Annotated in this window: 32 protein-coding genes; 15 read left to right on the forward strand and 17 right to left on the reverse strand. The window is 57.3% G+C overall.

Annotated elements, in window-relative coordinates:
- From AC2FFA_RS13785 to parC, 3 genes are all read right to left on the reverse strand, one after another.
- The coding region (locus AC2FFA_RS13785; RefSeq protein WP_496852034.1) for a GTP-binding protein at positions 1–287 on the reverse strand (287 nt) is incomplete at its 3' end.
- Between the two features lie 115 nt (positions 288–402).
- Positions 403–993 carry a hypothetical protein gene (locus AC2FFA_RS13790; protein ID WP_496852035.1) on the reverse strand — a complete coding sequence of 197 codons (591 nt, stop codon included), beginning with the start codon at positions 991–993 and terminating at the stop codon, positions 403–405.
- A 96-nt stretch (positions 994–1,089) separates the two neighbouring features.
- Entirely contained in the window at positions 1,090–3,438 is a 2,349-nt protein-coding gene (gene parC / locus AC2FFA_RS13795; RefSeq protein ID WP_496852036.1) for a DNA topoisomerase IV subunit A, read from the reverse strand.
- A gap of 202 nt (positions 3,439–3,640) precedes the next feature.
- On the opposite strand from parC, the gene AC2FFA_RS13800 reads away from it, so the two are divergent.
- From AC2FFA_RS13800 to AC2FFA_RS13825, 6 genes are all read left to right on the forward strand, one after another.
- Positions 3,641–4,270 carry an SH3 domain-containing protein gene (locus AC2FFA_RS13800; protein WP_496852037.1) on the forward strand — a complete coding sequence of 210 codons (630 nt, stop codon included), beginning with the start codon at positions 3,641–3,643 and terminating at the stop codon, positions 4,268–4,270.
- Positions 4,271–4,339: 69 nt separating this feature from the next.
- On the forward strand, positions 4,340–5,167 hold the full coding sequence (locus AC2FFA_RS13805; RefSeq protein ID WP_496852038.1) for an SDR family NAD(P)-dependent oxidoreductase: 828 nt from the start codon (positions 4,340–4,342) through the stop codon (positions 5,165–5,167).
- A 77-nt stretch (positions 5,168–5,244) separates the two neighbouring features.
- Positions 5,245–5,448 carry a twin transmembrane helix small protein gene (locus AC2FFA_RS13810; protein ID WP_117869843.1) on the forward strand — a complete coding sequence of 68 codons (204 nt, stop codon included), beginning with the start codon at positions 5,245–5,247 and terminating at the stop codon, positions 5,446–5,448.
- Positions 5,449–6,021: a cob(I)yrinic acid a,c-diamide adenosyltransferase gene (locus AC2FFA_RS13815; protein ID WP_117869844.1), complete on the forward strand. Its 573-nt coding sequence runs from the start codon at positions 5,449–5,451 to the stop codon at positions 6,019–6,021.
- A 192-nt stretch (positions 6,022–6,213) separates the two neighbouring features.
- Positions 6,214–6,972 (forward strand): electron transfer flavoprotein subunit beta/FixA family protein, encoded by a 759-nt coding sequence (locus tag AC2FFA_RS13820; protein ID WP_496852039.1) that lies wholly within the window; start codon positions 6,214–6,216, stop codon positions 6,970–6,972.
- Positions 6,972–7,901 carry an electron transfer flavoprotein subunit alpha/FixB family protein gene (locus AC2FFA_RS13825; protein WP_496852040.1) on the forward strand — a complete coding sequence of 310 codons (930 nt, stop codon included), beginning with the start codon at positions 6,972–6,974 and terminating at the stop codon, positions 7,899–7,901. Before AC2FFA_RS13820 ends, AC2FFA_RS13825 begins: the two co-directional genes overlap by 1 nt.
- A 54-nt stretch (positions 7,902–7,955) precedes the next feature.
- Here AC2FFA_RS13825 and AC2FFA_RS13830 read toward each other — a convergent pair whose 3' ends face one another.
- Positions 7,956–8,759, reverse strand: coding sequence for a DUF6473 family protein (locus tag AC2FFA_RS13830; RefSeq protein WP_496852041.1), 804 nt, complete (start codon positions 8,757–8,759; stop codon positions 7,956–7,958).
- A gap of 163 nt (positions 8,760–8,922) precedes the next feature.
- On the opposite strand from AC2FFA_RS13830, the gene AC2FFA_RS13835 reads away from it, so the two are divergent.
- A complete protein-coding gene (locus tag AC2FFA_RS13835) occupies positions 8,923–9,798 on the forward strand; it encodes a 3-hydroxybutyryl-CoA dehydrogenase (RefSeq protein ID WP_496852042.1) in 876 nt (291 codons plus the stop codon).
- A 73-nt stretch (positions 9,799–9,871) separates the two neighbouring features.
- Here the strand turns inward: AC2FFA_RS13835 and AC2FFA_RS13840 are convergent, their stop codons facing one another.
- From AC2FFA_RS13840 to AC2FFA_RS13875, 8 genes are read right to left on the reverse strand one after another with little or no spacing between them, the layout of a single operon-like run.
- The gene (locus AC2FFA_RS13840; protein WP_496852043.1) at positions 9,872–10,771 is read right to left on the reverse strand and encodes a lysophospholipid acyltransferase family protein; all 900 of its coding nucleotides are present in this window, start codon (positions 10,769–10,771) and stop codon (positions 9,872–9,874) included.
- 39 nt (positions 10,772–10,810) lie between these two features.
- Positions 10,811–11,080 carry an HPr family phosphocarrier protein gene (locus AC2FFA_RS13845; protein WP_117869849.1) on the reverse strand — a complete coding sequence of 90 codons (270 nt, stop codon included), beginning with the start codon at positions 11,078–11,080 and terminating at the stop codon, positions 10,811–10,813.
- Positions 11,081–11,096: 16 nt separating this feature from the next.
- Complete coding sequence (locus AC2FFA_RS13850) at positions 11,097–11,489, reverse strand: PTS sugar transporter subunit IIA (protein WP_152457103.1); 393 nt, start codon at positions 11,487–11,489, stop codon at positions 11,097–11,099.
- Entirely contained in the window at positions 11,486–12,367 is an 882-nt protein-coding gene (gene rapZ, locus AC2FFA_RS13855) for an RNase adapter RapZ (RefSeq protein ID WP_254683708.1), read from the reverse strand. The genes AC2FFA_RS13850 and rapZ overlap by 4 nt, the downstream gene beginning before the upstream one ends.
- Positions 12,364–12,834, reverse strand: a complete 471-nt coding sequence (locus AC2FFA_RS13860) for an HPr kinase/phosphorylase (RefSeq protein WP_496852044.1) — start codon at positions 12,832–12,834, stop codon at positions 12,364–12,366. Before AC2FFA_RS13860 ends, rapZ begins: the two co-directional genes overlap by 4 nt.
- A gap of 4 nt (positions 12,835–12,838) precedes the next feature.
- Complete coding sequence (locus AC2FFA_RS13865; protein ID WP_496685014.1) at positions 12,839–14,530, reverse strand: ATP-binding protein; 1,692 nt, start codon at positions 14,528–14,530, stop codon at positions 12,839–12,841.
- 59 nt (positions 14,531–14,589) lie between these two features.
- Positions 14,590–15,294 carry a response regulator transcription factor gene (locus AC2FFA_RS13870; RefSeq protein WP_117869853.1) on the reverse strand — a complete coding sequence of 235 codons (705 nt, stop codon included), beginning with the start codon at positions 15,292–15,294 and terminating at the stop codon, positions 14,590–14,592.
- Positions 15,295–15,315: 21 nt separating this feature from the next.
- On the reverse strand, positions 15,316–15,582 hold the full coding sequence (locus AC2FFA_RS13875) for a hypothetical protein (RefSeq protein WP_496852045.1): 267 nt from the start codon (positions 15,580–15,582) through the stop codon (positions 15,316–15,318).
- Between the two features lie 55 nt (positions 15,583–15,637).
- Here AC2FFA_RS13875 and AC2FFA_RS13880 point away from each other — a divergent pair, with 55 nt between their 5' ends.
- From AC2FFA_RS13880 to AC2FFA_RS13890, 3 genes are all read left to right on the forward strand, one after another.
- On the forward strand, positions 15,638–17,236 hold the full coding sequence (locus tag AC2FFA_RS13880) for a phosphoenolpyruvate carboxykinase (RefSeq protein WP_117869854.1): 1,599 nt from the start codon (positions 15,638–15,640) through the stop codon (positions 17,234–17,236).
- 357 nt (positions 17,237–17,593) lie between these two features.
- Positions 17,594–17,884, forward strand: coding sequence for a hypothetical protein (locus AC2FFA_RS13885; RefSeq protein ID WP_496852046.1), 291 nt, complete (start codon positions 17,594–17,596; stop codon positions 17,882–17,884).
- Between the two features lie 24 nt (positions 17,885–17,908).
- Complete coding sequence (locus AC2FFA_RS13890) at positions 17,909–18,463, forward strand: hypothetical protein (RefSeq protein ID WP_496852047.1); 555 nt, start codon at positions 17,909–17,911, stop codon at positions 18,461–18,463.
- Positions 18,464–18,467: 4 nt separating this feature from the next.
- Here the strand turns inward: AC2FFA_RS13890 and AC2FFA_RS13895 are convergent, their stop codons facing one another.
- Complete coding sequence (locus tag AC2FFA_RS13895) at positions 18,468–19,232, reverse strand: sulfite exporter TauE/SafE family protein (RefSeq protein ID WP_496852048.1); 765 nt, start codon at positions 19,230–19,232, stop codon at positions 18,468–18,470.
- A gap of 144 nt (positions 19,233–19,376) precedes the next feature.
- Between AC2FFA_RS13895 and AC2FFA_RS13900 the strand changes: the two genes are divergently transcribed.
- The 3 genes from AC2FFA_RS13900 to AC2FFA_RS13910 all read left to right on the forward strand — a co-directional run bounded on the left by AC2FFA_RS13900 (position 19,377) and on the right by AC2FFA_RS13910 (position 22,307).
- A complete protein-coding gene (locus AC2FFA_RS13900) occupies positions 19,377–21,068 on the forward strand; it encodes an acyl-CoA dehydrogenase family protein (RefSeq protein ID WP_496719507.1) in 1,692 nt (563 codons plus the stop codon).
- A 160-nt stretch (positions 21,069–21,228) separates the two neighbouring features.
- On the forward strand, positions 21,229–21,873 hold the full coding sequence (locus AC2FFA_RS13905; protein ID WP_496852049.1) for a hypothetical protein: 645 nt from the start codon (positions 21,229–21,231) through the stop codon (positions 21,871–21,873).
- Positions 21,874–21,914: 41 nt separating this feature from the next.
- Positions 21,915–22,307: an META domain-containing protein gene (locus AC2FFA_RS13910; RefSeq protein WP_496852050.1), complete on the forward strand. Its 393-nt coding sequence runs from the start codon at positions 21,915–21,917 to the stop codon at positions 22,305–22,307.
- Here AC2FFA_RS13910 and recO read toward each other — a convergent pair.
- Positions 22,291–23,016 (reverse strand): DNA repair protein RecO, encoded by a 726-nt coding sequence (recO, locus tag AC2FFA_RS13915; RefSeq protein WP_117872845.1) that lies wholly within the window; start codon positions 23,014–23,016, stop codon positions 22,291–22,293. The genes AC2FFA_RS13910 and recO overlap by 17 nt on opposite strands.
- 195 nt (positions 23,017–23,211) lie before the next feature.
- On the opposite strand from recO, the gene AC2FFA_RS13920 reads away from it, so the two are divergent.
- Both AC2FFA_RS13920 and AC2FFA_RS13925 read left to right on the forward strand, forming a co-directional pair.
- Positions 23,212–23,463, forward strand: a complete 252-nt coding sequence (locus AC2FFA_RS13920; protein ID WP_299900540.1) for a hypothetical protein — start codon at positions 23,212–23,214, stop codon at positions 23,461–23,463.
- A gap of 215 nt (positions 23,464–23,678) precedes the next feature.
- Positions 23,679–24,068, forward strand: a complete 390-nt coding sequence (locus AC2FFA_RS13925) for a VOC family protein (protein WP_496852051.1) — start codon at positions 23,679–23,681, stop codon at positions 24,066–24,068.
- A gap of 58 nt (positions 24,069–24,126) precedes the next feature.
- Here AC2FFA_RS13925 and AC2FFA_RS13930 read toward each other — a convergent pair whose 3' ends face one another.
- From AC2FFA_RS13930 to era, 3 genes are all read right to left on the reverse strand, one after another.
- The gene (locus AC2FFA_RS13930; RefSeq protein WP_117869862.1) at positions 24,127–24,450 is read right to left on the reverse strand and encodes a SemiSWEET transporter; all 324 of its coding nucleotides are present in this window, start codon (positions 24,448–24,450) and stop codon (positions 24,127–24,129) included.
- A gap of 113 nt (positions 24,451–24,563) precedes the next feature.
- Positions 24,564–24,893: a DUF1491 family protein gene (locus AC2FFA_RS13935; protein WP_496675890.1), complete on the reverse strand. Its 330-nt coding sequence runs from the start codon at positions 24,891–24,893 to the stop codon at positions 24,564–24,566.
- Complete coding sequence (gene era / locus AC2FFA_RS13940) at positions 24,890–25,798, reverse strand: GTPase Era (protein WP_117869864.1); 909 nt, start codon at positions 25,796–25,798, stop codon at positions 24,890–24,892. Before era ends, AC2FFA_RS13935 begins: the two co-directional genes overlap by 4 nt.
- Between the last annotated feature and the right edge of the window lie 63 nt (positions 25,799–25,861).

Raw genomic sequence — 25,861 nt, forward strand, 5'->3', positions numbered from 1 at the left:
CCGTCCATCTGTGCGGCACCGGTGATCATGTTCTTGACGTAGTCGGCGTGGCCGGGGCAGTCGACGTGCGCATAGTGACGCGTGTCGGTCTCGTATTCCACGTGGGCGGTCGAGATGGTGATGCCACGTGCTTTTTCTTCAGGCGCGCCGTCAATCTGGTCATACGCTTTGAAGTCACCGAAATACTTGGTGATTGCTGCGGTCAGCGTGGTCTTGCCGTGGTCAACGTGGCCAATCGTGCCGATGTTGACGTGCGGCTTATTACGCTCAAACTTTTCCTTTGCCATTCCTCAGGCGCCCTTTTGCGATTTGGGGGACCCTTGGTCCCGTGGTTACATGTGCGCGCGCGGGATATTTGGTTCAAAGCGGAAAATCAAGCACATCCTGAGGGAAATGCGCCGATCACGTTGGATTTTGCGTGACCTCGACAGATTCCAGCGGCTGGATCAGGTCTGGCCGTTTGTCAAACCAGTCGTTTTCTTCATGCTCTTCAGCAAGCCATTCCTCGACACGGTCGGCAATTTTTAGAGCCAGACCGCTCATCTGTTCTTCTTTGGTGCGCTCATGCCCTGACCCTTTAAATGCACTTCCGCCGGTGGTGTCTTCCAGCACCTGGAATTGCTTCCCTTTGGCCAGAAACTCTTTCTTCTTCACGTCATAGACGTTGACCAGCACAATCGCAGTGCTTCTGGGATTGTAAATCACAGGTATTCCCGGCGGAGCCAGCATGTAGCCCTCCAGACTAATGCCGACGTCATATTCCTGCGAACCATCGTAACGCCCCAAACGAATATCAACAGCGTTCTGGATGGCTTTTGTCCATTCTTCAGGTGTGGCGTCCCGCGACACAGGTCCCTGAACGGCCTTGTCCGCAAAGGCATAGTTGACACGCAGTTTGAACTCGCCAAGGGATTCAGGTGGTTCATACACTTGTGTCTGTGTGCAGGCGGCCATCAGGGCCAGTCCGGTGATCAGCGTCAGAATGCGCAACATGTCTCGTCTCGATAGGCCTGTTTTTTGTTGATCTAGCGCACCGATACGGGTTGTGCCAAGCCGTATCGGCGGAAATTCACCTGCGCAGCAGCGCGATCACGAAAACTTATAGTCACGTGGGAAGCCATAGGGTGGTTTTTTCCCAACAGTGGCCCGTTTTGCCAGCCATTGCGTCATATCCGCCTCATGTCGGGTCTTTTCGCCGCCCATGGACCATTTCAGGCCCTCTTCCCAGTTGAAGGTCGTTACATCCGACAAACCGCCATCCAGCTCGAGCGTTCCCTGCCGACCTCGCGCCATATTGTACTTTTGCAAACGCACACCTTTTCCGCGCGTCATCTCGGGCAATTCCTCGGTTGGGAAAACCAGGAACTTGCCGTTTTGGGATATGACAGCCACGTGGTCGCCATCGACCGGCTTGCAGATCATTGCCGTTTCGCCGCCTTTGACGTTCAGCACCTGCTTGCCATTGCGGGTCTGAGCAAGAACATCGTCCTCGGGAACCATGAATCCGTTGCCCGCGTCCGAAGCCACCAAAAGCTTGCGGCCGGGCTTGTGGATCAGAATGTCGATGATCTGCACCTCGTTCGGCAGATCAACCATGAGGCGCAAGGGCTCGCCCATGCCCCGCCCGCCGGGCAGGTTGGCAGCACTAACGGTGTAGAACCGCCCGTTCGAGGCAAACACCAGCAGCCGGTCCGTCGTTTCCGCGTGGAAGATGAACCTCGGACCGTCGCCATCCTTGAACTTAAGTTCGCGCTTCAGATCGATATGGCCCGTCATCGCGCGAATCCACCCCATCTGAGAACAGACCACGGTGATCGGTTCCTTGTCGATCATCGCTTCAAGCGGCACTTCTTCGACCTGCCCGGCCTCAGCGAACCGGGTCCGACGCGCTCCACCTTCGTAGTCTTTGCCGAAGGTCTTTTTGGTTTCTTTCAACTGCTCGGCGATCTTGGCCCATTGCAGTCCTTCGTCGGCCAGCAGGTCCTCAAGGTCGGCACGCTCCAGCATCAACTCGTCACGCTCGCGGACCAGCTCCATCTCTTCCAGACGACGCAAGCTGCGAAGGCGCATGTTCAGGATGGCGTCGACCTGAACCTCAGACAGTTCACCCTCACCCGGCTTGGGCGTGACATAATCTGACTCGTCGGTGGCGCGGACATGGGTAATGCCCCAATCCTCGCGCATCAGCGCTGCCTTGGGGTCGTCGTCGTAACGGATAATGTCGATCACACGGTCGAGGTTCAGGAAAGCAACGATAAAGCCCTCCAGCACCTCCAGACGATGATCAATCTTCGCCATACGGTGGCGGGACCGACGCAGAAGCACCTCTTGCCGGTGATCGAGGAAGGCGCGCAGCACTTCCTTCATCGAGCAGACTTTCGGCGTCACCCCGTCGATCAGCACGTTCATGTTCAGGTTGAACCGCACCTCGAGGTCCGAATTGCGAAAGAGCATACCCATCAACACCTCGGGGTCGACGTTCTTGGAACGCGGCTCGAGGATCAGGCGGATGTCATCGGCGGATTCATCCCGCACATCGGCGAGGATCGGGATTTTCTTAGTCTGGATCAGTTCCGCGATCTTTTCGATCAGCTTGGACTTCTGAACCTGATAGGGGATCTCAGTGACGACGATCTGCCACTGACCGCGGCCCAGATCTTCGACCTCAAACTTGCAGCGCAACCGGAACGACCCGCGCCCTGTGCGATAAGCCTGCGCGATATTCTCCGGTGGCTCGACGATTACCCCACCGGTCGGAAAGTCTGGACCCGGCACGTAATTCAGCAACGTATCATCGCGCGCGTCTGGCGTCTTGATCAGATGCAGACATGCATCACAAAGTTCCGAAATATTGTGCGGCGGGATATTTGTCGCCATTCCAACGGCGATGCCGCTTGCACCATTGGCCAGCAGGTTCGGAAACTGAGCGGGCAGCACCACCGGCTCGGTCAGTGTCCCATCGTAATTGTCGCGGAAGTCGACGGCATCTTCGTTCAGACCCTCAAGCAGCGCTTCGGCGACGATGGTCATCCGCGCCTCGGTGTATCGCGAGGCCGCCGGGTTGTCGCCGTCGATGTTGCCGAAGTTCCCCTGCCCGTCTACCAGCGGGTACCGGACGTTGAAGTCCTGCGCCAAACGCGCCATCGCGTCGTAAATGGCGGCGTCACCGTGCGGGTGATAATTGCCCATCACGTCGCCGGAAATCTTGGCGGACTTCCGAAAGCCTCCGGTTGCACTGAGTCGCAGTTCTCTCATCGCATAGAGGATTCGCCGATGTACCGGCTTCAATCCGTCCCGCGCATCCGGCAGGGCACGGTGCATGATGGTGGACAGCGCATAGGTCAGGTAACGCTCGCCTATCGCGCGGCGCAGCGGCTCCGCCACCTCACCCCCGTTGTCGGGGGCCTCCATGTTGGGGTCGTCGATCGTATCGTTCATATATGATGTGATACGACGCAAGGACGTCTTGGTAAAGCAAGCAACGCGTATTTTACTGGGGACAAGTCGCGCTTTTTGCAACAGGGGGAGGCAAGTCAGTGTTTTCCCCGAATTTTCGACTCAAGCGCACTATTATGCTATCATTCCAACAATTGAATAATTGCTGCCTTTTTGTTGTTACGATTGACCTGGGGGATGCGCCATGACGCGCCTTGTACTTGTTACTTTCGCCGCACTCGGCTGGACCTTTTACGTTATGAGCGGAGGTCCCGACTTTGAGCCGCGCGGGGTCCGCACAGCGGAACCGGAACGCGTTGCCACTGCGCCAAGACCTGTCAAACCAGCCGTCGAACCAGCACCTGCCGAAACTTTGGTCGTTCGTGCTGCAGTAGAACCGGCAGTATCGGGCCCCCCGGTCACTAAAACTGTCGCCGAGTTGGATGAAGCAGAAACAAAAGCGCTGTTGTCTCAGGTTGCGGCTGGCTTGAAGGCGAACCCCACGCTGTTCGCTGACGAAAACGTCACCCTGACCCTGGCATCACTGGAGCAAGGCTTGGCCTCCTTGGAACAGGTGACTACCGACGCCGAATTGCCAACGGTTGAACTGCCCGCCCCTGTTGAGGTCACCAAGGATATCCGCGAAATTTCAGGAACCCGTGTAAACCTGCGCGATGGGCCGGGGACGATCTATCCGATCATCGGCAAGGCCAGGATTGGCCAGCAGGTTGAGGTCTTTGGAGATTCAGGCAGCGGCTGGTTGCGCCTGCGCGTGTTACCCGGGCAACAGGTTGGGTGGATTTCGGCATCACTCGTCCGGAAAACAACGAACTGACATCGAAGCGTCATTGCCCTGCCGCAAACCCCGCCATAGCTATGGGCGGGGATCAGGTTCGGAAGGCACATGCAGAAATCGATTCTAATTACAGGATGCTCGTCAGGCATCGGTCTGGACGCGGCACACGGAATGCGTGCGCGCGGCTGGCGCGTTTTTGCATCCTGCCGCCAGCAACGCGACTGTGATCGCCTGCGTGCGCAGGGGTTCGATAGTCCCAGAATCGACTACACCGATACAGACAGCATCACGTCGGGTTTGTCTTATGTTCTTGAGGCTACAGGCGGCTCTCTGGATGCCGTGTTCAACAATGGCGCACATGGCCTGCCCGGCGCGGTTGAGGATGTTCCGACAGATGGTCTGCGCCATATTTTTGAGACCAATGTCTTTGGCTGGCACGAGCTGACCCGACAGGTCATTCCCGTCATGCGGGAACAGGGTCATGGCCGGATTGTGCAATGTTCCTCGGTTCTGGGTCTTGTCGCCTTCCCGTGGCGCGGCGCGTATGTCGCCACAAAATACGCGATCGAAGGGCTGACCGACACGCTTAGGTTGGAGCTTCGGGATACCGACATCCACGTCGCCCTGATCGAGCCCGGCCCCATCACCTCAAAACTCCGAGAAAAGGCGATCCCAATGTTCGAGAAATACATCGACTGGGAAAACTCGGCCATTCGGGAAAAGTATGAGGACTCACTACTGAAGCGTCTTTACGAAAGCAGTGGGCCAGACCGGTTTGAATTGCCCGCCTCTGCCGTCACGGACAAGCTGGCCCACGCGATCGAGGCGCGACGCCCAAAACCGCGTTATTACGTGACCACCCCGACATATGTCGCGGGGTTCCTGCGCCGGATCCTGCCCACAAAAGCAACTGATCGCATCCTTTCGGATATCTGAGACGATATTTCCCGTTCGCTTTTCGACGCTCTGACGCTAGATGGGTGATAATCGAAAAAACCGGACGGTGACTTCATATGGACCTTCTGATGGTCATTCTGCTTCTGGCTATGGCGGCGGTTGTCGTTGTTTTGGCCCTGGGCATCGCGAATTTCGGCAAAGGCGGCATGGAAGCGGCCAAGAAGAGCAACAAGATGATGCGCCTGCGCATTCTCTTTCAGTTCATCGCCGTGTTGCTGATCGTGCTTTTCGTGTATCTGCGCGGACAGGGAGTTCAATAAATGGTCGTACTCAACAAAATCTACACGCGCACTGGCGATGACGGAAAAACCGCTCTGGGCAATGGCGAGCGTGTAGCAAAATACTCGGGCCGCGTCGCAGCCTACGGCACAGTGGACGAACTGAACGCTTTTGTCGGCGTGGCACGGACTGAAGCCGAAGGCGATGTCGAGATCGCGCTGTCGCGCATTCAGAATGACCTGTTCGATCTGGGGGCCGACCTCTGCCGACCTGACATGGAGAAAGATGCAGAGGCCGATTACCCGCCTCTGCGCATCGTGTCCGCCCAGATCGACCGGCTGGAAGCCGAGATCGACGTAATGAACGAGACGCTGGAACCTCTGCGCAGCTTCATCCTGCCCGGTGGCTCGCGTCTGGCTGCACATCTGCATGTGTGCCGCACCGTTTCGCGCCGGGCCGAACGGCTTGCGGTCGAACTGACGAATATGGAGCCCGTCAACGACGTGGCGGTCAAATACCTCAACCGTCTCAGCGACTGGTTTTTTGTTGCTGCCCGTTGCGCAAACGCGAACGGTAAAGACGACGTATTGTGGGTTCCGGGCGCGAACCGCTGATCGCGAAATGCAGAGGTCGCGGGTAATATTCTTTCGCCTCTCTGCAAAAAAATTGCAAAACGCGACGTCCCGACGCCATGACGTGACGATTTTGCTCTGTTGTGCCACTGCGGCAAGCGCTATCTAGTCGGGCGAGAGCATTGGTGGAGTCGCCTTCGCGGCTTACCGTTTTTTTGAGGAGAAAGCGCTACAATGAAGGTACTGGTGCCTGTCAAACGCGTGATTGACTACAATGTGAAGGTCCGCGTGAAAGCGGACGGTAGCGGTGTTGATCTCGCCAATGTCAAAATGTCGATGAACCCGTTCGACGAAATTGCAGTCGAAGAGGCGATCCGCCTGAAAGAAGCTGGCAAGGCTGACGAAGTCGTTGCTGTTTCGATCGGCGTGAAGCAGGCGCAGGAAACCCTGCGCACCGCGCTGGCCATGGGTGCGGACCGCGCAATCCTGGTTGTGGCGGCTGACGATGTACACACAGATATCGAGCCTCTGGCCGTTGCCAAGATCCTTGCCAAAGTGGTCGAGGAAGAGCAGCCGGGCATTGTTCTGGCGGGCAAGCAGGCGATCGACAATGATATGAACGCCACCGGCCAGATGCTGTCGGCCTTGCTGGGCTGGTCACAGGGCACTTTCGCGTCCGAGTTGGACATCGAAGGCGACACCGCCAAGATCACCCGCGAGGTGGATGGCGGTCTGCAGACCATCAGTGTCAAGATGCCTACCATCGTGACCGTTGACCTGCGCCTGAACGAGCCGCGCTATGCTTCGCTGCCGAACATCATGAAGGCGAAGAAAAAGCCGCTGGACGAGAAAACCGCCGCCGATTACGGCGTCGACGTCACTCCGCGTCTGGAAGTCGTCAAAACCGTAGAGCCGCCGGCACGTGCCGCTGGTATCATCGTTGGCTCGGTTGAAGAGCTGGTCGAGAAACTCAAAGAAGTGGGGGCTGTGTAATGGCTGTACTTCTGCTTGCCGAAGTGAACAACGGCGAACTGGCGATGGATGCGACCGCAAAGGCCGTAACCGCCGCGAAAGTGCTGGGTGACGTTACCGTTCTGGCCGCAGGCGGGTCTGCCGCTGCTGCCGGTGAGGCCGCCGCCAAGATCGACGGTGTGTCCAAGGTTCTGGTCGCCGAAGACGCGTCGCTGGGCCACCGCCTTGCGGAATCCACCGCTGCGCTGATCGTAGGTCTGGCGGATGGCTACGAGCACATCGTGGCGCCAGCAACCACCGACGCCAAGAACGTGATGCCTCGCGTTGCTGCTTTGCTTGACGTGATGGTGATCTCGGATGCATCCGGCGTTGTTGATGGCTCGACCTTCGAGCGCCCGATCTACGCGGGCAACGCGATCCAGACCGTCAAGTCGAACGACGCCAAGAAAGTCGTAACGATCCGAACCGCCAGCTTTGACGCTGCCAGTGAAGGGGGATCGGCCGCAGTTGAGACCGTGTCGGTTGGCGACAACCCCGGCCTGTCCCAATGGGTTGAGGACAAGGTGGCCGAAAGCGACCGCCCTGAACTGACCTCGGCCAGCGTTGTTGTTTCGGGCGGACGCGGTGTCGGCTCGGAAGAAGACTTCAAACTGATCGAGGGGCTGGCTGACAAGCTGGGCGCTGCGGTTGGTGCGTCGCGTGCAGCGGTTGACTCGGGCTATGCTCCGAATGACTGGCAGGTGGGTCAGACCGGTAAGGTTGTTGCCCCTGATCTGTATGTCGCCGTCGGTATTTCGGGAGCAATTCAGCACCTGGCCGGCATGAAGGACTCCAAGGTCATCGTTGCGATCAACAAAGACGAAGAAGCCCCGATCTTCCAGGTCGCTGACTTTGGTCTTGTCGCCGACTTGTTCCAGGCCGTGCCGGAACTGACCGAGAAACTCGGCTAAAGCCAAGCGCAAACAGCAAAAACCAAACAAGGCTCGCCAACAGGCGGGCCTTTTTCAGTTCAGGTCCCTCAAGGCAACCAGCAGTTTTTCGGCAATCTCGCGATGCGCGGAGGGGCCGATCATGTGTTCCGCAATCGGCTGCTGCAGCGTCCCGAACAAAACATCTTCGAGAGCATCTGATCGAGCGGATACAGGTACCGAAACCTCTACAACATCAGCACATAGTGGTTGCAGTTGTTCGATCATTGCGGCGTCAGGCACAATAGGGTCAATATGCGATCCGGCTTGCCGCTGCACATGCAACCAGAGCAGAACAACACTGGGTTCGATCCGGCCGATTAATTCTCCTGTGGTTCGTATCCAGGCCTCTCGCAACTCCTGCACCACGACTTCGAATCGCGCGTCCTTTTGGGCGCTTAACCGCTCCAGCAAATGGCGCACGAAATGGATTTCAGTGAAGTCAACGTCGGGGTATAGCTCCAGCAAGTCTGAGGTGGGTTCAAGGAACCGATCATTGCGGCGCGGATGCACGCGGTAAAACCGATTTGATTGGCGCAGAAGATCCGGCGCCTGCAACACGCACAGGCCTGACTGATTGACCAGTTTCAGCACCCCCGGATCAGTGGACAACGCTTCGACCCCGCAAAACAGGCTGCCGAAGTTGACGCACGGTTTTCCCAATCGCGTCTCCAGCACTGCCGGAAACGGGCAATCAACGAATCTGCCGAAAGTTTCCTCTCCTCCCAGGCAAGCCACCAATGGCTTGTCCAGCGCGCCGGGCGGACCCCGGAACCAAAGTTTCGAATCCGCATATTGACAGGCGGACACCCCGCCGCTGTTTGTCTGATGAAAGCTCATATCAAGCCCCCCGTTATCTCACCCGCTGCCATCTTGCGGCCACAGATATTGAGATTTTCCTAATGCGCGCATTTGAAGCAAAATTGACCACCTCGATCCTCTTGCCGCCTGCCCCGGTCTGCCGATACTGTCGCGGTATCCTCCAGGGCAAAGGCAACTGAAAATGGAAGTTAAATCGGTCGGGGTGATTGGCGCGGGTCAGATGGGTAACGGCATCGCCCATGTTATGGCTTTGGCGGGCTACGACGTCTTGTTGAACGATGTCAGTCAGGATGCTCTGGACAGCGCCATTTCCACAATCGAAGGCAACTTGGCGCGGCAGGCGTCGCGGGGCAAGATTACGAACGACGCGATGCAGACTGCCCTTAAACGGATCACGACCACGCTGGAACTGCCGCGACTGGGTCAAACAGATCTGGTTATCGAGGCGGCAACCGAGCGGGAAGCTATCAAGCAGGCGATTTTCGATGACCTGCAACCGCACCTGCTGCCGCATACGATTCTGACGTCAAATACATCCTCGATTTCCATCACGCGCCTGGCAAGCCGCACGGATCGACCCGAACGGTTCATGGGTTTTCATTTCATGAACCCTGTCCCTGTTATGCAATTGGTGGAATTGATCCGCGGCATCGCCACGGATGAAGAAACCTTCAACGCGTGCAAAGCGGTGGTGGATCGGTTGGGCAAAACGGCGGCAAGCGCCGAAGACTTTCCGGCCTTCATCGTGAACCGGATCCTGATGCCGATGATCAACGAGGCGGTTTACACACTCTATGAAGGCGTGGGGAACGTTCAATCCATCGATCAGTCAATGAAACTTGGAGCGAATCATCCCATGGGCCCGCTGGAGTTGGCGGATTTCATCGGGCTGGACACCTGCCTGGCGATAATGAACGTGCTGCATGACGGGTTGGCCGACACCAAATATCGTCCTTGTCCTCTGCTGACGAAATATGTCGAGGCCGGGTGGCTGGGGCGTAAGACCGAGCGCGGCTTTTATGATTACCGAGGCGAAGTTCCGGTACCTACGCGTTGAGGGGGCCAGCCCCCTCGCCCGGACTTTGCCCGGGCTCACCCCCGGGATATTTTTAGCCAGGTGAAGACGCGGATCAGGTTTGTTCCGACTTGCCCAGAGACATGGTGTGATTTCTGAGCCAGGCCATGAAACCGCGCGGATCGCGCTCCAACAGCTCCAGATCGCGGTCCGAAATCGAGTCGCCGATGACCGGCGACTGGGGTTTATTGCAGGATCGGACGATCTCATGCAGCAACAGTCCCTGCCGGAGAATTGCAGAGACGCGGTTGGCAATCTGGTACCAGCGCGAATTACTGCCCGGAAAGAAAATTGGCACCACGCGCGCGCCCGAACGGCGGATCATCTTGGCGGTGAACACGTTCCATTCCCGCTCGATCGCAGGCCCGAACCAATCATCCGAGGACATCACAACACCGGATGGGAACAGCGCCACAACGCCACCGTTTTTGAGATGTTCCATAGCTTTGCCGCGCATTTCCAACATCTTGGCCTGCGCCTCGGGATCATGTGGAAATGGAACCGGAATCATGAATGATGTGGCCGCTTCGTCCAGCCCTGTCAGAACCGAACGGGTCAGGATGCGGTAATCGCTGCGTACCTGGCCGATCAGCTCGGCGAGAATCATGCCATCGACCATCCCATGCGGGTGGTTGGCGACGACGACGACCGGGCCGGTTTTGGGAATGCGGTCAATCTGTTTCTGCGGTGTGGTCAGGTCGATTCCCATAGTCTTGAGGGCACCGCCCCAGAACCGCTGGCCGCGATAGTATTCGTTCTTTTTTTCGAACTTGTTGACCATACGCAAAATGGTCAGCTTGCCTGTGCACCACTCGATGGCCCGAATGGCCGTCGAAGTCCAGGCATCGTCAAATGAGTTTGCATAGGTCAGAGTTCTACGGTCGTAGATCTCACCCTGATCTGCGGCCCCATCCACCACCGGGCTTGTCTTGGTCTCGTGCGTTGTTTCCGCCAATTCCTGGTCTTCCCGTTCTTCATGTCCCGGCGGGGCGGCTTAAAACCCCTCTCCGAACTTGTCATTCACAAGCGTTTCCAGAGCTTCTGCCAATGCCTCAGCATCCGGCCCGGACGTCTCGACGTCAATAGTTGTTCCGCGCGATGCTGCCAACATCAAAAGGCCCATGATACTATCGCCTGATGCAGAAAGTCCGTCTTTTGACACCTCAGCATGCGCATCGAACCCCTCCACAACCTCAACCAGCTTTGCCGAGGCCCGTGCGTGCAGGCCCTTTTCATTGATTATTTTCAGGCTTCGGTTAGTCATATTCAATAATCCGCTTTTAATCCAATGTCACATTCTGCGCATTGATGTACTTCCGTCCAGCCTCCATTGCCTGGCGGACGGCATCACCAATGGGCAAGTGGCGACTTTTGGCCAATTTGATCAGCATCGGCAGGTTTGCCCCATACAGAATACGCCGGTCCTGAGGAGCGCAGGCACGCAGACTGAGATTCGAGGGGCTGCCTCCAAAGAGGTCGGTGACGACAACAACACCATCGCCGGTGTCCACTTCGTCCGCGGCACGGCAGATTTCGGCCTGTTTTTCGTCCCGGTCGTGGTCAGCCTCAATCGCGACCGCCACGAGGCTGGCCTGCGGTCCGACCACATGTTGAGTGGCGGCCAGGTATTCCTGAGCCAACCCCCCATGTGCAACGATCACAATTCCGATCAATCTGACCTCACATTCAACGACCGACGTTCCATCTCGCGATGTCTAATTGCCACCTGCTGACCGTCTTCCGCAAGGGCCTTTGCAACGGCTTCTGCCAGGGCAACCGATCTGTGTTGGCCACCGGTACACCCGAATGCCACGGAAAGATGCGCTTTTCCCTCGGCCCGAAAGGCAGGCAACAGCAGGGTCAGCAAGCCCAGCACACCTTCAAAAAACGGTAAATAGTTTGCGTCTGACTGCACATAGTGCGCAACGTCAGGGTGTCGACCATCCGCTGCCCTGAATTCCGGGCGCCAATAGGGATTTGCGAGAAACCTACAATCGAACACCATGTCCAATCCGCGCGGAAGTCCACGTTTATAGGAAAAGGATTCGATGGAAACCGCCAGATGCCGCCCGCCTTGTGGTGCGAACCAATTCTCGACCTCTTCCCGCAGCTGATGCACGTTCAGAAGGCTGGTGTCGATCAGCGTGTCCGCGATCTCACGTATCGGTGTCAGCAGCTCTTTTTCGCGCTCAACACCGGTTTCCGGGCTGGCATTCTTGGCGACGGGATGCCGCCTTCGGGTTTCTGAAAATCGGCGCACCAGAACATCATCGCTGCAATCCAGATACAGAACCGTCAGATCGACCTGCGCCAACCGACCCAGTGTTTCGGCCAGTTCTATGAAGCCGATCGTTGAGAAATCGCGATTGCGTGCATCTATACCCAGCGCCATCGGACGGTCGCTGTCCGCGCTGTCAAGCAAGCGCAGCAAAAGTCCCATCGGCAGGTTGTCGATGGCCTCAAAGCCCAGATCTTCCAACACATGAATGGCAGTGGATCTTCCTGCCCCGGAGGGACCCGTGACAAGTACGATTCGCCTTTGCGATGTCATTTGTTCGGCCATTCGGGGTTTACACGCCCATTTCCCAGGAGTTGCATCAACGCTGCAGCCAAGTTGGGCACCCCCGCGCCCCGAAGCAAGGGAACAGTTTGCCTCAGCACGGAAATCATCAAAGTATCGGGTAGACGCTGAGGCTCATGCTGGTCCAGATCCACGACGTAATCCAACGGAACCGGGCCTGTGGGATCGGCTGCGAGCAGGCCAAACTGACGCGCCTCGATCAAACCGCGTATCTGTGGCACGGCGGATGCAAACACCCGATGATGCTGCATCTCCAAATTGACGCGGTCATCCGCAACCAAATCCGCACCATACGCCATCATTTGTAACGCCAGACCGGACTTCCCTGTACCGGACAAACCGATGATCAAAAGCCCGCGTCCGGCAAGCGAAACGCAGGAGGCATGTACACAGGCCCTGTCCTGACCTTTGGCGTGTGACAGTGTATCAACGTGCATGGATTTAAACGGGCAGCCCTACAACAAAGCGGGCACCCAGCGGATCCGACGTGATGTCGGCCTCGGTCGGGCGGATGTTTTCCGCCCAGATCACGCCGCCGTGGGCTTCGACAATCTGCTTCGAGATCGCCAGCCCCAGGCCCGAGTTATTGCCAAAATGTTCCGCCGGACGCTGCGAGTAGAATCGCTTGAACACTTTGGTGAGCGCCTGTTCGGGAATTCCTGGGCCGGTGTCTTCGACAACGACCAACACACGGTTGTCTCGCTGTCTGACCCAGACGCGAATGGCGTCATTTTCCTCGCAGAAGGAAATCGCGTTGGTGATCAGGTTGACAAAGACCTGCGCAAGTCGCGCTTCCAGCCCGTTGATCACAATTGGTTCGGAGGGCAGATCCGTAATGTAGTCGATGCCCTTGGATCGGGCATCTTCGCCCAGATACTGGCCGAGATTGCCCAGCAGCTTGAGCAGGTCAAAGGGTTGCTCTTCTTCCTTGACGAGTTCCGCATCCAGACGCGACGCATTCGATATGTCACTGACCAGCCGGTCCAGCCGCCGAACATCATGTTCGATCACATTCAGCAGTTTGTCGCGCTGATCCTCGCGTTTGATCATCCGCAGTGTGCCCACGGCGGATTGCAGGCTGGCCAGCGGGTTTTTGATTTCATGGGCGACATCAGCAGCAAACTGTTCGTTTGCGTCGATCCGGTTGTACAGCGCGGTTACCATACCACGCAAAGCGCGGCTGAGACGCCCTATTTCATCTGGACGACCACTGAGGTCCGGAATACGGATGCGCCCGGGGTTGACGCCCGTGCCCCGGTCTTTGCCCATTTCGGCGGCCGATGCCAGGTCAGCCAGCGGATTGGCAATGGTCGAGGCCAGTACAAGACTGAGGCCCACAGAAACCAACAGCGCCACCACGAACATCTGAAGAATGCGCTCCTGCTCACGGCGGGCAAGCGCATCGATTTCCCCCGCAGGACCAGTAATGGCAACCGCTCCGGCGGGAACATCCGCATAAAGGATCGGTGCGGCAGCCACGATAACCGTCTCACCCGCGCTGTCCTGTACCGCCTGCACCTGGCTGTGACCGGCAATCGCTTGCGGAATAATGGTCTGAACACGCTGCGCCAACGTCGGTGCCTCGGTTTCAGTTGACCAATTGAGTAGATTCGACAAACCCATCCAGACAGCATTTAGCGTGTCGCTGATCACCGTGCTGCCGGTCTGAATCTCGGCCTCGGATTGCAGAAGAACCGGCATATCTGAGGCTTGCGGGGCACCACGTGTCCAGCCGATTAACGTGCCGCTGGCGTCATATACAAAAACCTCGCCCCCTTCGGGCAGGGTGAGGCCAGACAAGGTATCCTTGACGTCCAGGTTCCCGGCATTCTGCCCGGATTGCTGTGCGCCCTGACGCAGCTGGGTTTCAAACACGTTGCTGACTAGCAGCGCATCGCCCAGCAGATTGCGGGCAGTCTGCTGAACCTTCTCTTTTCGTGAGTCGTCCAGATACAGCAACCCAGTGACCAGAATCACCAGAGCGATCAGGTTGAAAGTGATGATTTTGCGCGCCAGAGGTGAACCACGCAGAGAAAACAGGTTCCTCCGGGATCGCTTTTCCCTCAGCTCCGCTGACTCGGGGTCCTGGGGAATGACCCAGTCATCCCCTAGAACGACGTCACCGTCGCGCATTTCGCTGGCTTGTTCGGTGTCGCGCACGAGACCCCATTACCTCTTGCAGGCGGCCGCGCCTATTCTTCGTTGTACCGGTAACCGATACCATACAAGGTTTCGATCGCCGAGAACTCGGAATCAGCCGCGCGCATTTTTTTCCGCAGGCGCTTGATGTGGCTGTCGATCGTGCGGTCATCCACATAGACCTGATCGTCATAGGCGACATCCATCAACTGGTCGCGGCTTTTGACAAAACCCGGACGTTGGGCCAACGCCTGAAGCAGCAGGAATTCAGTCACGGTCAGGGACACATCATTCCCTTTCCAGCTGACCGCATGGCGCAACGGATCCATTCTCAGGTCGCCGCGTTCCATGACTTTAGTATCATTGCTGTTGGTTGCTACCGCGTCGCCGCTTGTTGCCTCTTGGCGGCGCAGCAAAGCCCGAATGCGTTCGACCAGCAAACGCTGCGAAAAAGGCTTCTTTACATAGTCATCCGCGCCCATGCGCAGGCCCAGAACCTCGTCGATCTCATCGTCCTTCGAGGTCAGAAAGATCACCGGCATCTGCGTCTTCTGACGCAGCCGTTGCAGCAGATCCATGCCGTCCATTCGCGGCATCTTAATATCCAGAACAGCCATGTCCGGCAGTTTCTTGTTGAACGCATCCAACGCGGCCTGGCCATCATTATAAGTTTCAACCTCGAAACCTTCGGCTTCGAGGGTCATGGATACAGACGTCAGTATGTTTCTGTCGTCATCCACAAGTGCAATCTTTGACATCGGGCTCACCCCTATTCCTGCTCACTCGCGCAATAATTCGCTTATTTGTAAGGCATTGTTGGCGGTTTTAAGACGCCGAATCAATCCGTAACTGCGAATCACGCCTTTGTTGCGGCAGGTCTGCGGCAAATTTGCCTTGATGCCCGCAAAAATCTGCCCGCTTTTCCGACATTGAATTTCTGATGGCGCTAAACTCGGGCTTGGTTGCGCTAACTGCGTCAAACCCGCCTGTTCATGCCCTGAATGACCGTGATAAGACGCGCTCAGCCGCCGGTTTTCCCGGCTCACTGCCCCAAAGGCGCAACGGCCAACGACCTTCGCGCCGCCACAGGAGAAGACACACATGACATCTGGACGGGTTAACCCGCAATTCCGCCTCGAAGATCAGGGCATCGAGGGTCTGGGCAATGTCTATTATAACTTCATGGAACCGGCGCTGATCGAAGAGGCGCTGAAGCGCGGCGAAGGCACACTTGGCAATGGTGGTGCGTTTCTGGTTACAACAGGTAAATTCACAGGCCGGTCGCCCAAGGACAAACACGTTGTCAAGACCGCCAGCGTTGCCGACACCATCTGGTGGGAAAACAACGCCGAAATGAGCCCCGAAGGCTTTGACGCACTGTACAATGATATGCTGGCCCATATGAAAGGCCGTGACTATTTTGTGCAGGATCTGGTTGGTGGTGCTGATCCGGCTTATGCGATCAATGTTCGTATGGTCACTGAACTGGCGTGGCATAACTTGTTCATCCGACACCTGCTGCGTCGCCCGGACCGCGAGGATCTGGATGAGTTCACTGCCGATTTCACGGTCATCAACTGCCCCAGCTTTCAGGCCGACCCGGCAAAGCACGGCTGCCGCAGCGAGACCGTGATTGCAATGAATTTCGACCGCAAGCTGATCCTGATCGGCGGCACCGAATATGCCGGTGAAAACAAGAAATCGGTTTTCACCCTGCTGAACTACATGCTGCCCGAAAAAGGTGTGATGCCGATGCACTGCTCGGCCAACCATGCCGTTGGCAACCCGGTCGACACCGCCGTGTTCTTCGGCCTGTCCGGCACCGGCAAGACAACCCTGTCCGCCGATCCTTCGCGCATACTGATCGGGGATGACGAGCACGGCTGGTCGGATCGCGGCACCTTCAACTTCGAAGGCGGATGCTATGCCAAGACCATCAACCTGAATGCAGAGGCAGAGCCGGAAATCTACGCGACCACCTCGAAATTCGGTACGGTGATCGAAAACATGGTCTTCGACCCCGAAACCAAGGAACTGGATTTCGACGACGACTCACTGACTGCGAACATGCGCTGCGCCTATCCGCTCGAATATATCTCGAACGCGTCCAAAAGCGCACTGGGTGGTCACCCGAAGAACATCATCATGCTGACCTGCGATGCATTTGGCGTTCTGCCCCCGATCGCGCGGCTGACGCCAGCACAGGCAATGTATCACTTCCTGTCGGGTTTCACGTCAAAAGTGGCCGGTACAGAACGTGGCATCACCGAGCCGCAGCCGACTTTCTCGACCTGTTTTGGCGCACCGTTCATGCCACGTCGCCCAGAGGAATACGGCAACCTGTTGCGGGACAAGATCGCTCAACACGGCGCGACCTGCTGGCTGGTCAACACCGGCTGGACCGGAGGCGCCTATGGAGTAGGCAGCCGGATGCCGATCCACGCAACCCGCGCTTTGTTGACCGCCGCTCTGGAAGGCTCGCTGCGCGACGCCGAGTTCCGCAAGGATGCCAATTTCGGCTTTGACGTTCCGGTCTCTGTCCCGGGCGTCGCCGAAGTTCTGCTTGACCCGCGCCGCACTTGGGACGATCAGGCCGCATTCGACAAACAGGCCGAGAAACTGGTTCAGATGTTTGCCGAGAACTTCGAGCAGTATCTGCCCTTCATTGACGACGACATCAAAGCCGTCGCAATCGGATAAATTGGGAAAGGGGCTGAAAAGCCCCTTTTGCCTTACGCCTGCCGCACTTCTCCCTAAGGTTGTTTGTGGTAATAAGCACATACAATTGCGTTGTTTCAAAATGCAATTTGCGCTAGCTCTGATAGTCGCTGTGACGAAAAAACCCGGCACTTTTGCGCCGGGCACTGGCTGAAAATTAATTGGGGGTCACTCATGTGCGCACACTCACAACGCGGGATTGAGCAACCTAATCAGCCACCTAGTCTAAGTAAATGGGGATGAGTGTCAATACGAGACTTTCTGAAATGCGCGTCATTCAGAATGACTCAAATGGTCGCAATTAGGCGGCAAACGGCACAGAAAACTGTAGGTAACATTATGACTGAGATCTCGAAACTCACCGAACTGCGCAAATTGATGAAAAGCATGGAGCGCACATTAGGCCTGGAAAATCTATCTCCGGTTGAGCGCGACATTTACTATGCCGCCGAAGAGCTTTCCAAGCCCGATCGGGAAGTACGCACGTTCGGTTTGATTGAGCACACGTTGGTTCAGAGCGTTTCGCGCCCGACTTTCTTCCGCGCGCTGAAATCTCTGGTCGAAAAAGGCTATCTTTCTCAAAGCGGCAGCGCCAACCGAGGACGGTACATCGTTCATGCGCCCAGATGAAGCGATCCACGAGCGCAAGGAGCCGTGATCACTTTGCGCGCGTGGGCTACTGAAACGCTTCTGGCCTCTCTGGCCTATGTGCTGGCGTCGATCCTTACCTTCGCCGTTCTTATGCCGTTGCAGAACGTGTTTTTCCCGGAATATCCAAGCCGGGCGAGCCTGTTGTTTCTGCCGCATGGTGTACGGGTTCTGACGGCGTGGCTGTTGGGGTGGCGCGCCATTTTCGCATTGTTGCCAGGCGTGTTCATCGTTTTCGCCTATTTGGGTGGAACGGACGTGTTCCTGCCCAGCCGCCTGATGGCCATCGCGATTGCAGTTCTGACTGTCCCGGCCATTTTTTATCTTCTCAAAGCAATCGGATGGAACCTGTTTCCCCGCCCGGACCGCAAACCCTGCTGGATATGCGTGATGGGCGTCGGTGTCATCACGTCCTTCCTTGTCTCCGGGTTGACCAATTTGGCTTTTGGCAGTGCGACGGTCGAATACATCGCTTTCCTGATCGGCGATATATCAGGCTTGTTCTTCCTGATGCTGGGTCTGTATTTTGCCTTCAGGTTTGCCGACAAGCGACGGGTTTAAGGTGTCACCCCATCAGGCCCCGCCGCAGTAAATTCAAGCCGGCCACCAGCAAGACAAACAGTGTGACCTGGCGGAAACTGGCCTGATCAAAATGGTCCTGCAGCTTGATGCCCACCCACATCCCCGCCAAAGCAGGAAGAACCAAGGTCGCGGAAAATGGGATCGTCTCCGCGCGAACAATACCGGACATCTGATGGGCAATTAGCAAAAGCACCGCGCCCAGCCCATAAATGACACCTTGTATTCGAATCTGTTCCTTCTTGGGTGTATTCAAAGCCGTAAGATAGGCAACCGTCGGCGGACCCCATATTCCCGACATGCCGCCGACGAAACCCGCAATGCCTCCGATCACGGCCTCAATACCCTGTGACGGGCGGCTCAGAGTCAGACGGGCGCCCAGTAATTGAAACAGAACGAACACAGATACGAATGCACCGATGAGGATCAGAAAAACAGAATTCGGGACCAGTGCGACAAGCTGCGCACTCAGCACCAGTAAGAGGCCGCCAACAACAAGAAATACCCGGAACCGAAGGATTGCAGAATAGGCTGCGCTGGCCCCACCCCGAAGTGCCTGAAGCCCATTGGTTACAAGTGTCGGCAAAATCAGACCCGCCAACGTCAGATCCGGCGGCAAAAAGGAATTAAGTCCTGACACAAACACCATGGGCATGGCAAAGCCAACTATACCCTTGATCCACCCTGCGGCAAAAGCGACGGCCATGGCCAACAGCAGTTCCTGCGGCGAGAGAATGGAAAACAGGTTCATTCCCCCTAGATATCATCTGGATATTCTTCTGCATTGCAAAAATGATGGGGTAATATTTGAACTTTTTTACATCATAATTGGTATTTTTGTTGCGCTGCACGTGCAGCATGATATGACCAGACGACCGAGGAAAGGACGCGATTCATGGCCCACGACGGACAGGATATGACCGAGATGACAACTGCTGCAGTTTTGCCCGATCTTCTGAATATGACCCGGGCTGCCGTACCCGCGGTAGAAGCCGTTTTTGAAAAGGCCCGTGAATCCGTGCGCCGCATGGTCTCGGCAGATGGCCGTATCTCTGGCGCTCTGATCGAAGCAAACCAGACCGCCGCACATGGTCTGGCCTGGCTGGCCACGTATAATCAGTCGCTGCAACAGATGCAGCGCTGGGCCGAAGCACTTCAGGCCGAAGGCAAGTTCGGCGAAGTCGAGCAGTTGCTTCACCAGATAGCTTTTGGCGAGTACCTGCATCAGGTCGCAGGTGGCATCCCGATGAACCAGGGCGAAGTCGTGCGCCTTCAGGATATGGGTCTCGGTTGGGATGCGCTGTCGGGCTTTCAGTCGTCCGAAGTACAGACCTTGATGGCGCAGGCAAACTCACAAGCCGCACGCAGCCGTTTGGTCGAGCTGATGCAGGATCAGGCCGGTGCCACCATGTTCGGCGCGTCGGGCCTGGACGAAGAACTTGAGATGATCCGCGACCAGTTCCGCCGCTATGCGCAGGAAAAGGTCGAACCGTATGCCCATGAATGGCACCTCAAGGATGAGCTGATCCCGCTGGAAATCATCGAAGAGCTGGCGGAAATGGGCGTTTTCGGGCTGACCATCCCGGAGGAGTTTGGCGGTTTCGGCCTGTCCAAAGCCTCGATGTGCGTTGTGTCCGAAGAACTGTCGCGTGGCTACATTGGCGTTGGCTCACTGGGCACCCGTTCGGAAATCGCAGCCGAATTGATTATCGCCGGCGGCACAGACGAGCAAAAGGCCAACTGGCTGCCGAAACTGGCCAGCGCCGAAATTCTGCCGACCGCTGTCTTCACTGAACCCAACACCGGCTCGGATCTTGGCAGCCTGCGCACCCGTGCCGTGAAGGACGAGAACGGTGATTACCGGATCACCGGCAATAAGACCTGGATCACCCACGCCGCGCGCACCCATGTCATGACCCTGCTGGCGCGGACCGATCCCGACAGCACCGATCACCGCGGCCTGTCCATGTTCCTGGCCGAAAAAACACCGGGCACGGACGAGAACCCCTTCCCCACTCCCGGCATGACCGGTGGTGAGATCGAGGTTCTGGGCTATCGCGGCATGAAGGAATACGAGCTGGGCTTTGACGGCTTCCACATCAAGGGTGAAAACCTGCTGGGGGGTGAAGAAGGCAAGGGTTTCAAACAGCTGATGGAAACCTTTGAAAGCGCCCGCATCCAGACTGCCGCTCGCGCTATCGGCGTGGCGCAAAGCGCGCTGGATATCGCCATGCAATATGCGATCGACCGCAAGCAGTTCGGCAAATCGCTGATCAACTTCCCGCGTGTCTCGGGCAAGCTGGCAATAATGGCGGTCGAGATCATGATTGCGCGCCAGCTGACCTATTTCAGCGCGTGGGAGAAAGACCACGGCCAGCGCTGTGATCTTGAGGCCGGCATGGCCAAGCTGCTAGGCGCCCGGGTGGCCTGGGCAGCAGCCGATAACGGGCTTCAAATCCACGGCGGCAATGGCTTTGCGCTGGAATACAAGATCAGCCGCGTTCTGTGTGACGCGCGCATTCTCAACATTTTCGAAGGGGCTGCCGAGATTCAGGCACAGGTCATAGCACGACGTCTGCTCGGGTGACCGGAACCGGCACCCCGTTTCCCCAACTGACCCGGCCTTTGCGCCGGGTCTTTTTCTTTACGGTGGGGTTTGTACGCACTCTGTCCTTGGAACCTTCCGTTTTGTACAGGCCCACATCGACGCCCTTCAGCGCCTCTACAACGGCACGTGTGACTGGCACGTGTCCAAACTTCCCCCTTTGATCCCGGCACTTTCACCGTTACAGCGTCAGCTGGACCTGACTCAACCCGATCAGCATTTGGTACTTCGCATGACCCGATCCTTCTTCGTCCTTTGCGCCACTCTGACGACGCTCTTTCTTGCGGGCTGCACCACCCCTGCGCCAACGGCCAGTCAAAGTGATATCGAGACGCTTGCGCAGTCGATCCAAAGGCTTGGGCCGGATGTCGATCCGGTTGAAGCCCAGAAGGCGGCAACCATCGCCTACACCTATTCGCAGCAATTGGCGCGGGACTGGAATGTCACCGACCCGGCCATCGTCCACAACGCCAAGGTCATTAACGGATTCCGTGAAAAAGGGTTGTGCAATGACTGGGCCGAAGCCATGACCAAGCGGCTGCGGCAGGAAAACTTCCGGACACTGGACCTGAATTGGGCCACTTCTCCGCCGACATCCTTTCGAATTATCCACCATTCGGCGTCTATCAGCGCCAAGGGGGATTCGATGTATGACGGCATCATCCTTGATCCCTGGCGCAACAGTGGCGCATTGTACTGGGCGCCGGTGCGCGAGGATACGCGCTATAACTGGAAACCCAGGCAGGAAGTGCGCGAGCAACTGCTGAACGGGTCCCTCCCCTACTGACCGTGGTTCCGCCGACAACCCCGATGCGCTAAGACCCAGCTATGACACGCCTGATCCTGACCCTGTCTTTGATGGCACTGTTCCAATGCGACAAGGACGAAACCGTTGCGGCCTATGGTGCGGCGGACCAGATTTGGGTGCTGCAGGAGATCGATGGTCAGCCCTATGAGGCGAGTGCTCTGCTGCGGTTTCCCGAAGAAGGCAGGATTTCCGGAAACGCTCCGTGCAACAGCTATGACGGAACACTCAACGCGCCCTACCCGTGGTTTGAGGTTCAGAACCTCAGCGCGACGCGCGCCGCCTGCGCGGGGCTCGAAGCGGAAGGGTTCTACTTTGCCGCCCTCATGACCATGACCCAATCCGAAGTGTCAGGCAATGTGCTGATCCTGCGAAACGAGGATGGGCACGAGATGGTGTTCACAGCCGCCGAGTGACCTGATCCACGAACCTGGCCCGCGCTTCGGGCAGCGGATTATGCCCCAAAGACGGCGCGACGCGGTGTTCCAGGAAATACCCGGTCGTGCGCAGGGCCTCTGCGATCTCGGCGTCGGGCGCAGTGCCTTCCCCGCGCAGACAGGGCGGAAGGGGCAACAGCTTGTCCGCCCAATCACCGGCGCCATTCGCACTAACGGAACGGCCTGTTTTGGGCGATACGTAGATCAATCCTTCGGTCACACCTGTCACGGCGCAGGCTGTCAGATCAAGGCCAAAGCCAAGTTCGTCCAGCAGCGCGAGTTCCCATCGCAGATAAGCCAGAGGCCAGATCTCGTCCTGCCCCAGCAGGTCCATCAACTGTTCCGTCCGTGTATAGAGCGAGGCGTGTGGTTCCCGTTCGGGCAAACAAAAGGACAAGAGAGAGACGACAGCGTTGAGCCCGGACAGTGCCAGCCGCCCTGAAAACGCGGCTGCCGCGCGGGACCGCAGGGGCTCGACCTGAAAGGTGCCGATATGTTCTTCCAGTCGCGCGCGCCACAGCACGTCCAGTTGCGCGCCAGGTTGCAGGATCGGCGCGATCTTGCGGCTGGTCCCACCACGCACCACACCGGCATGACGACCATGGCCTTCGGTGAAGACCTCGATAATCGCCGCTGTTTCGCCATGGCGGCGTAAAGTCAGGAGTATTCCGTGATCGCGCCAGTCCAAAACTCGACCCTGCTGTTGGTTGGGTTGGATCGCAGAAAATCCCAAGCGACGTCGGCGCGCAAGGGCGGAACTTCTTTTCCCGCTTTCGACGAGAGTCCTTTTTCCGAAGGCGCCATAGTTTTGTGACTTCGTGCCACCCGTCTTGTGCACGTTCTCGCAACCCCCACCTGCGCTTCAAACAGAAGGGGCCGCGCCATGATAGATGACGAACCGCAACCTGCCGTGTATTACGACAAACACGAAATCTGGACGCCGGATCCGACAGCCGCAGACATGCAGGTCTATGAGACGTTTGCTTCGGCCGTCGTCGAACTTGTGCAGGTGCTGGATGACAACAAGCCGATGTTGTCACGGGATGTCTACGCCCGCTTTTTTGCGTCTCTGCTGCACCTGTCCAGAATGTTGGGCGAATACGAAGACGGGTGGAACGGCGGAGATGGCGCGTGATCCAAAGGCGAGCGAAGACCGTGGGGAAGAATATCAGCCTTTCATTCCAAAGGCCCCGGAAGAACGCGTCAGCTGACCCACAGACCGATGGAAACCCCGTCAGTTCCCTGTTCGGGTAGGTCGGGGGCCGCCAAAGCTATTCCGAAAAACGCGTTGCTTGAATCCAGTTCAGGTATTAATGTTCCGCTTATGTTCTTAAAGTGGGATTCCAAAAAATGTCTCTTAACTATATCATGATCGGTTCTAACGACGTTGCCAAAGCGCGGAAATACTATGACGCGGTTGTTCCCCAGATCGGCGGAAAGGTCATCGCCGAGTATATGCCGCACGCTGTGTGCTATGAGCTGCGTGGCGGCGGATGCATATGGGTCGCGACACCCTTCGACAAAGAAGTCGCGACGATCGGAAACGGGAACATGGTTGGTCTGCTGTGCCAAAACGAAGCGGAAGTTCGCGATGCGCACGCAACCGCGCTTGCAAATGGCGGAGCAAACGAAGGTGATCCGGGTGACCGCCCCCAATATGGTCCGAACTTTTTTGGCGCTTATGCACGCGACCCTGACGGGAACAAGATGAGCTTTGTCTATTTTAGCGACGCAGGTTGATGGCGCTGAAAACCACTTGCGAACTTGATAGTGAGAAAAACCTCAGGCGGCAGGAGGTTTAGAACGTCACACCTGCGTGAATTAGGATGCCGATGACCATTAATAAGTTCAGCACCATCGAGAGTCCGTTGCCCACATAGATGGGCAGCTTGCCCACCACCATACCATAGGCAAACCACAGGAAGGACAGCCCGGCATAGAGAGACCAGGACAGAAGCGACTGACCGGTCGCGTGTTCGGAATGGGTAAAGTAGAGCTTGATCAATTGTGGAAGCGTGGCAAAAGGCCCGACAACGCCGACAAAGACCATGAAGCCCTCGAACCGCTGCATCCAGTGGCCGAGTTCCGATTTCTCCAGTTTCTCCGCAAGCGTTTCAGTCACGAAAGCCCCTCTTGGTTGCGCTCGGTCCGTAGGACACGTCAGGCCTTACAGGCCAATTGCAGCAATAAAATAGTCGCTTTGATCTCGGCGTCAAAGACCCTTCTGAATCGTGGTCACTCCAGCCCCTCTTCGCCCAGCAGGTGCCGCCCCTGCCGGTCTTCGACCTCAATCACCCAGAGGTCCGGGTCAAAGCCACGTTGACGCTGGATGGCCTGGTCCACGTGGCCCTCCGGGCCAGACGAGAGTTCGACCCATTTTCGTTCACCACTCATCAGATCAAAGCTGCGTTGGAACGCAACGGCCTGTCCATCCAGCGTGTTCAGCTTGACCAGAACTGCGCCTGCCGTGTCATCGCCATGGGCCACCACATAGGCCGGGATATCCTGAAATCGCAGCCGCGCCAGATAGGCGTGGACCCAGAACTCGGCCGTCAGACGGGTCATGCGTTTCCGTCTTTGAAATCCAGACCCATTTCCGAGTAACGCTCGGATTCTTCCAGCCAGTTGGGCCGGACCTTCACTTGCAGGAACAGGTGAATTTTGCGGTCGAGGAATTCTTCCAGTTCTGCCCGCGCAGCCTGGCTGACGGCCTTGATGGTCTCGCCCTTTTTGCCCAACACGATGCCTTTGTGGCCGTCACGCATGACATAGATGACCTGATCGATCTTGGCAGAGCCGTCTTTGCGTTCTTCCCAGTTCTCGGTCTCGACAGTCAGCTGATAGGGCAATTCCTGATGCAGGCGAAGAGTAAGTTTCTCGCGCGTCATTTCCGCGGCGATCATGCGCAGGGGCAGATCGGCGATCTGATCTTCGGGATAGAGCCAGGGGCCTTCAGGCAGTTCAGAGGCCAGCCACTTACGCAGGTCCTCGACGCCGTGGCCCTTTTCAGCCGAGATCATGAAGGTTTCGGCAAACGGGTAGCGTGCGTTCAGGTCACTGGTCAGCGCCAGCAGCTTTTCGGACGGCACCTTGTCGATCTTGTTGATCGCCAACGCGATGGTGCGGCCCTGCCCGATCTCTTCCAGACCTTCGAGGATGCGTTCAACCCCTTCGGTGATACCACGATGCGCTTCAACCATCAGGACAACGACGTCCGCATCTGCGGCCCCGCCCCATGCAGCAGCTACCATGGCGCGATCCAGGCGGCGGCGGGGTTTGAACAGGCCGGGCGTGTCGACGAAGACCAGTTGCGCGTCGCCTTCCATCGCCACTCCGCGGATACGCGCGCGGGTGGTCTGCACCTTATGAGTCACGATCGAAACCTTGGCCCCGACCATGCGGTTCAGCAGGGTTGACTTACCCGCATTGGGCTCTCCGATCAGGGCGATAAATCCGGCGCGTGTGGTCATGAGTCTGGCGATCCTGTTTGCAAGTGCGCACCCCTATAGCAGAAAGCTTCGACGGGCCAGAGG

The sequence above is a fragment of the Ruegeria sp. YTSB088 genome (assembly GCF_059609825.1).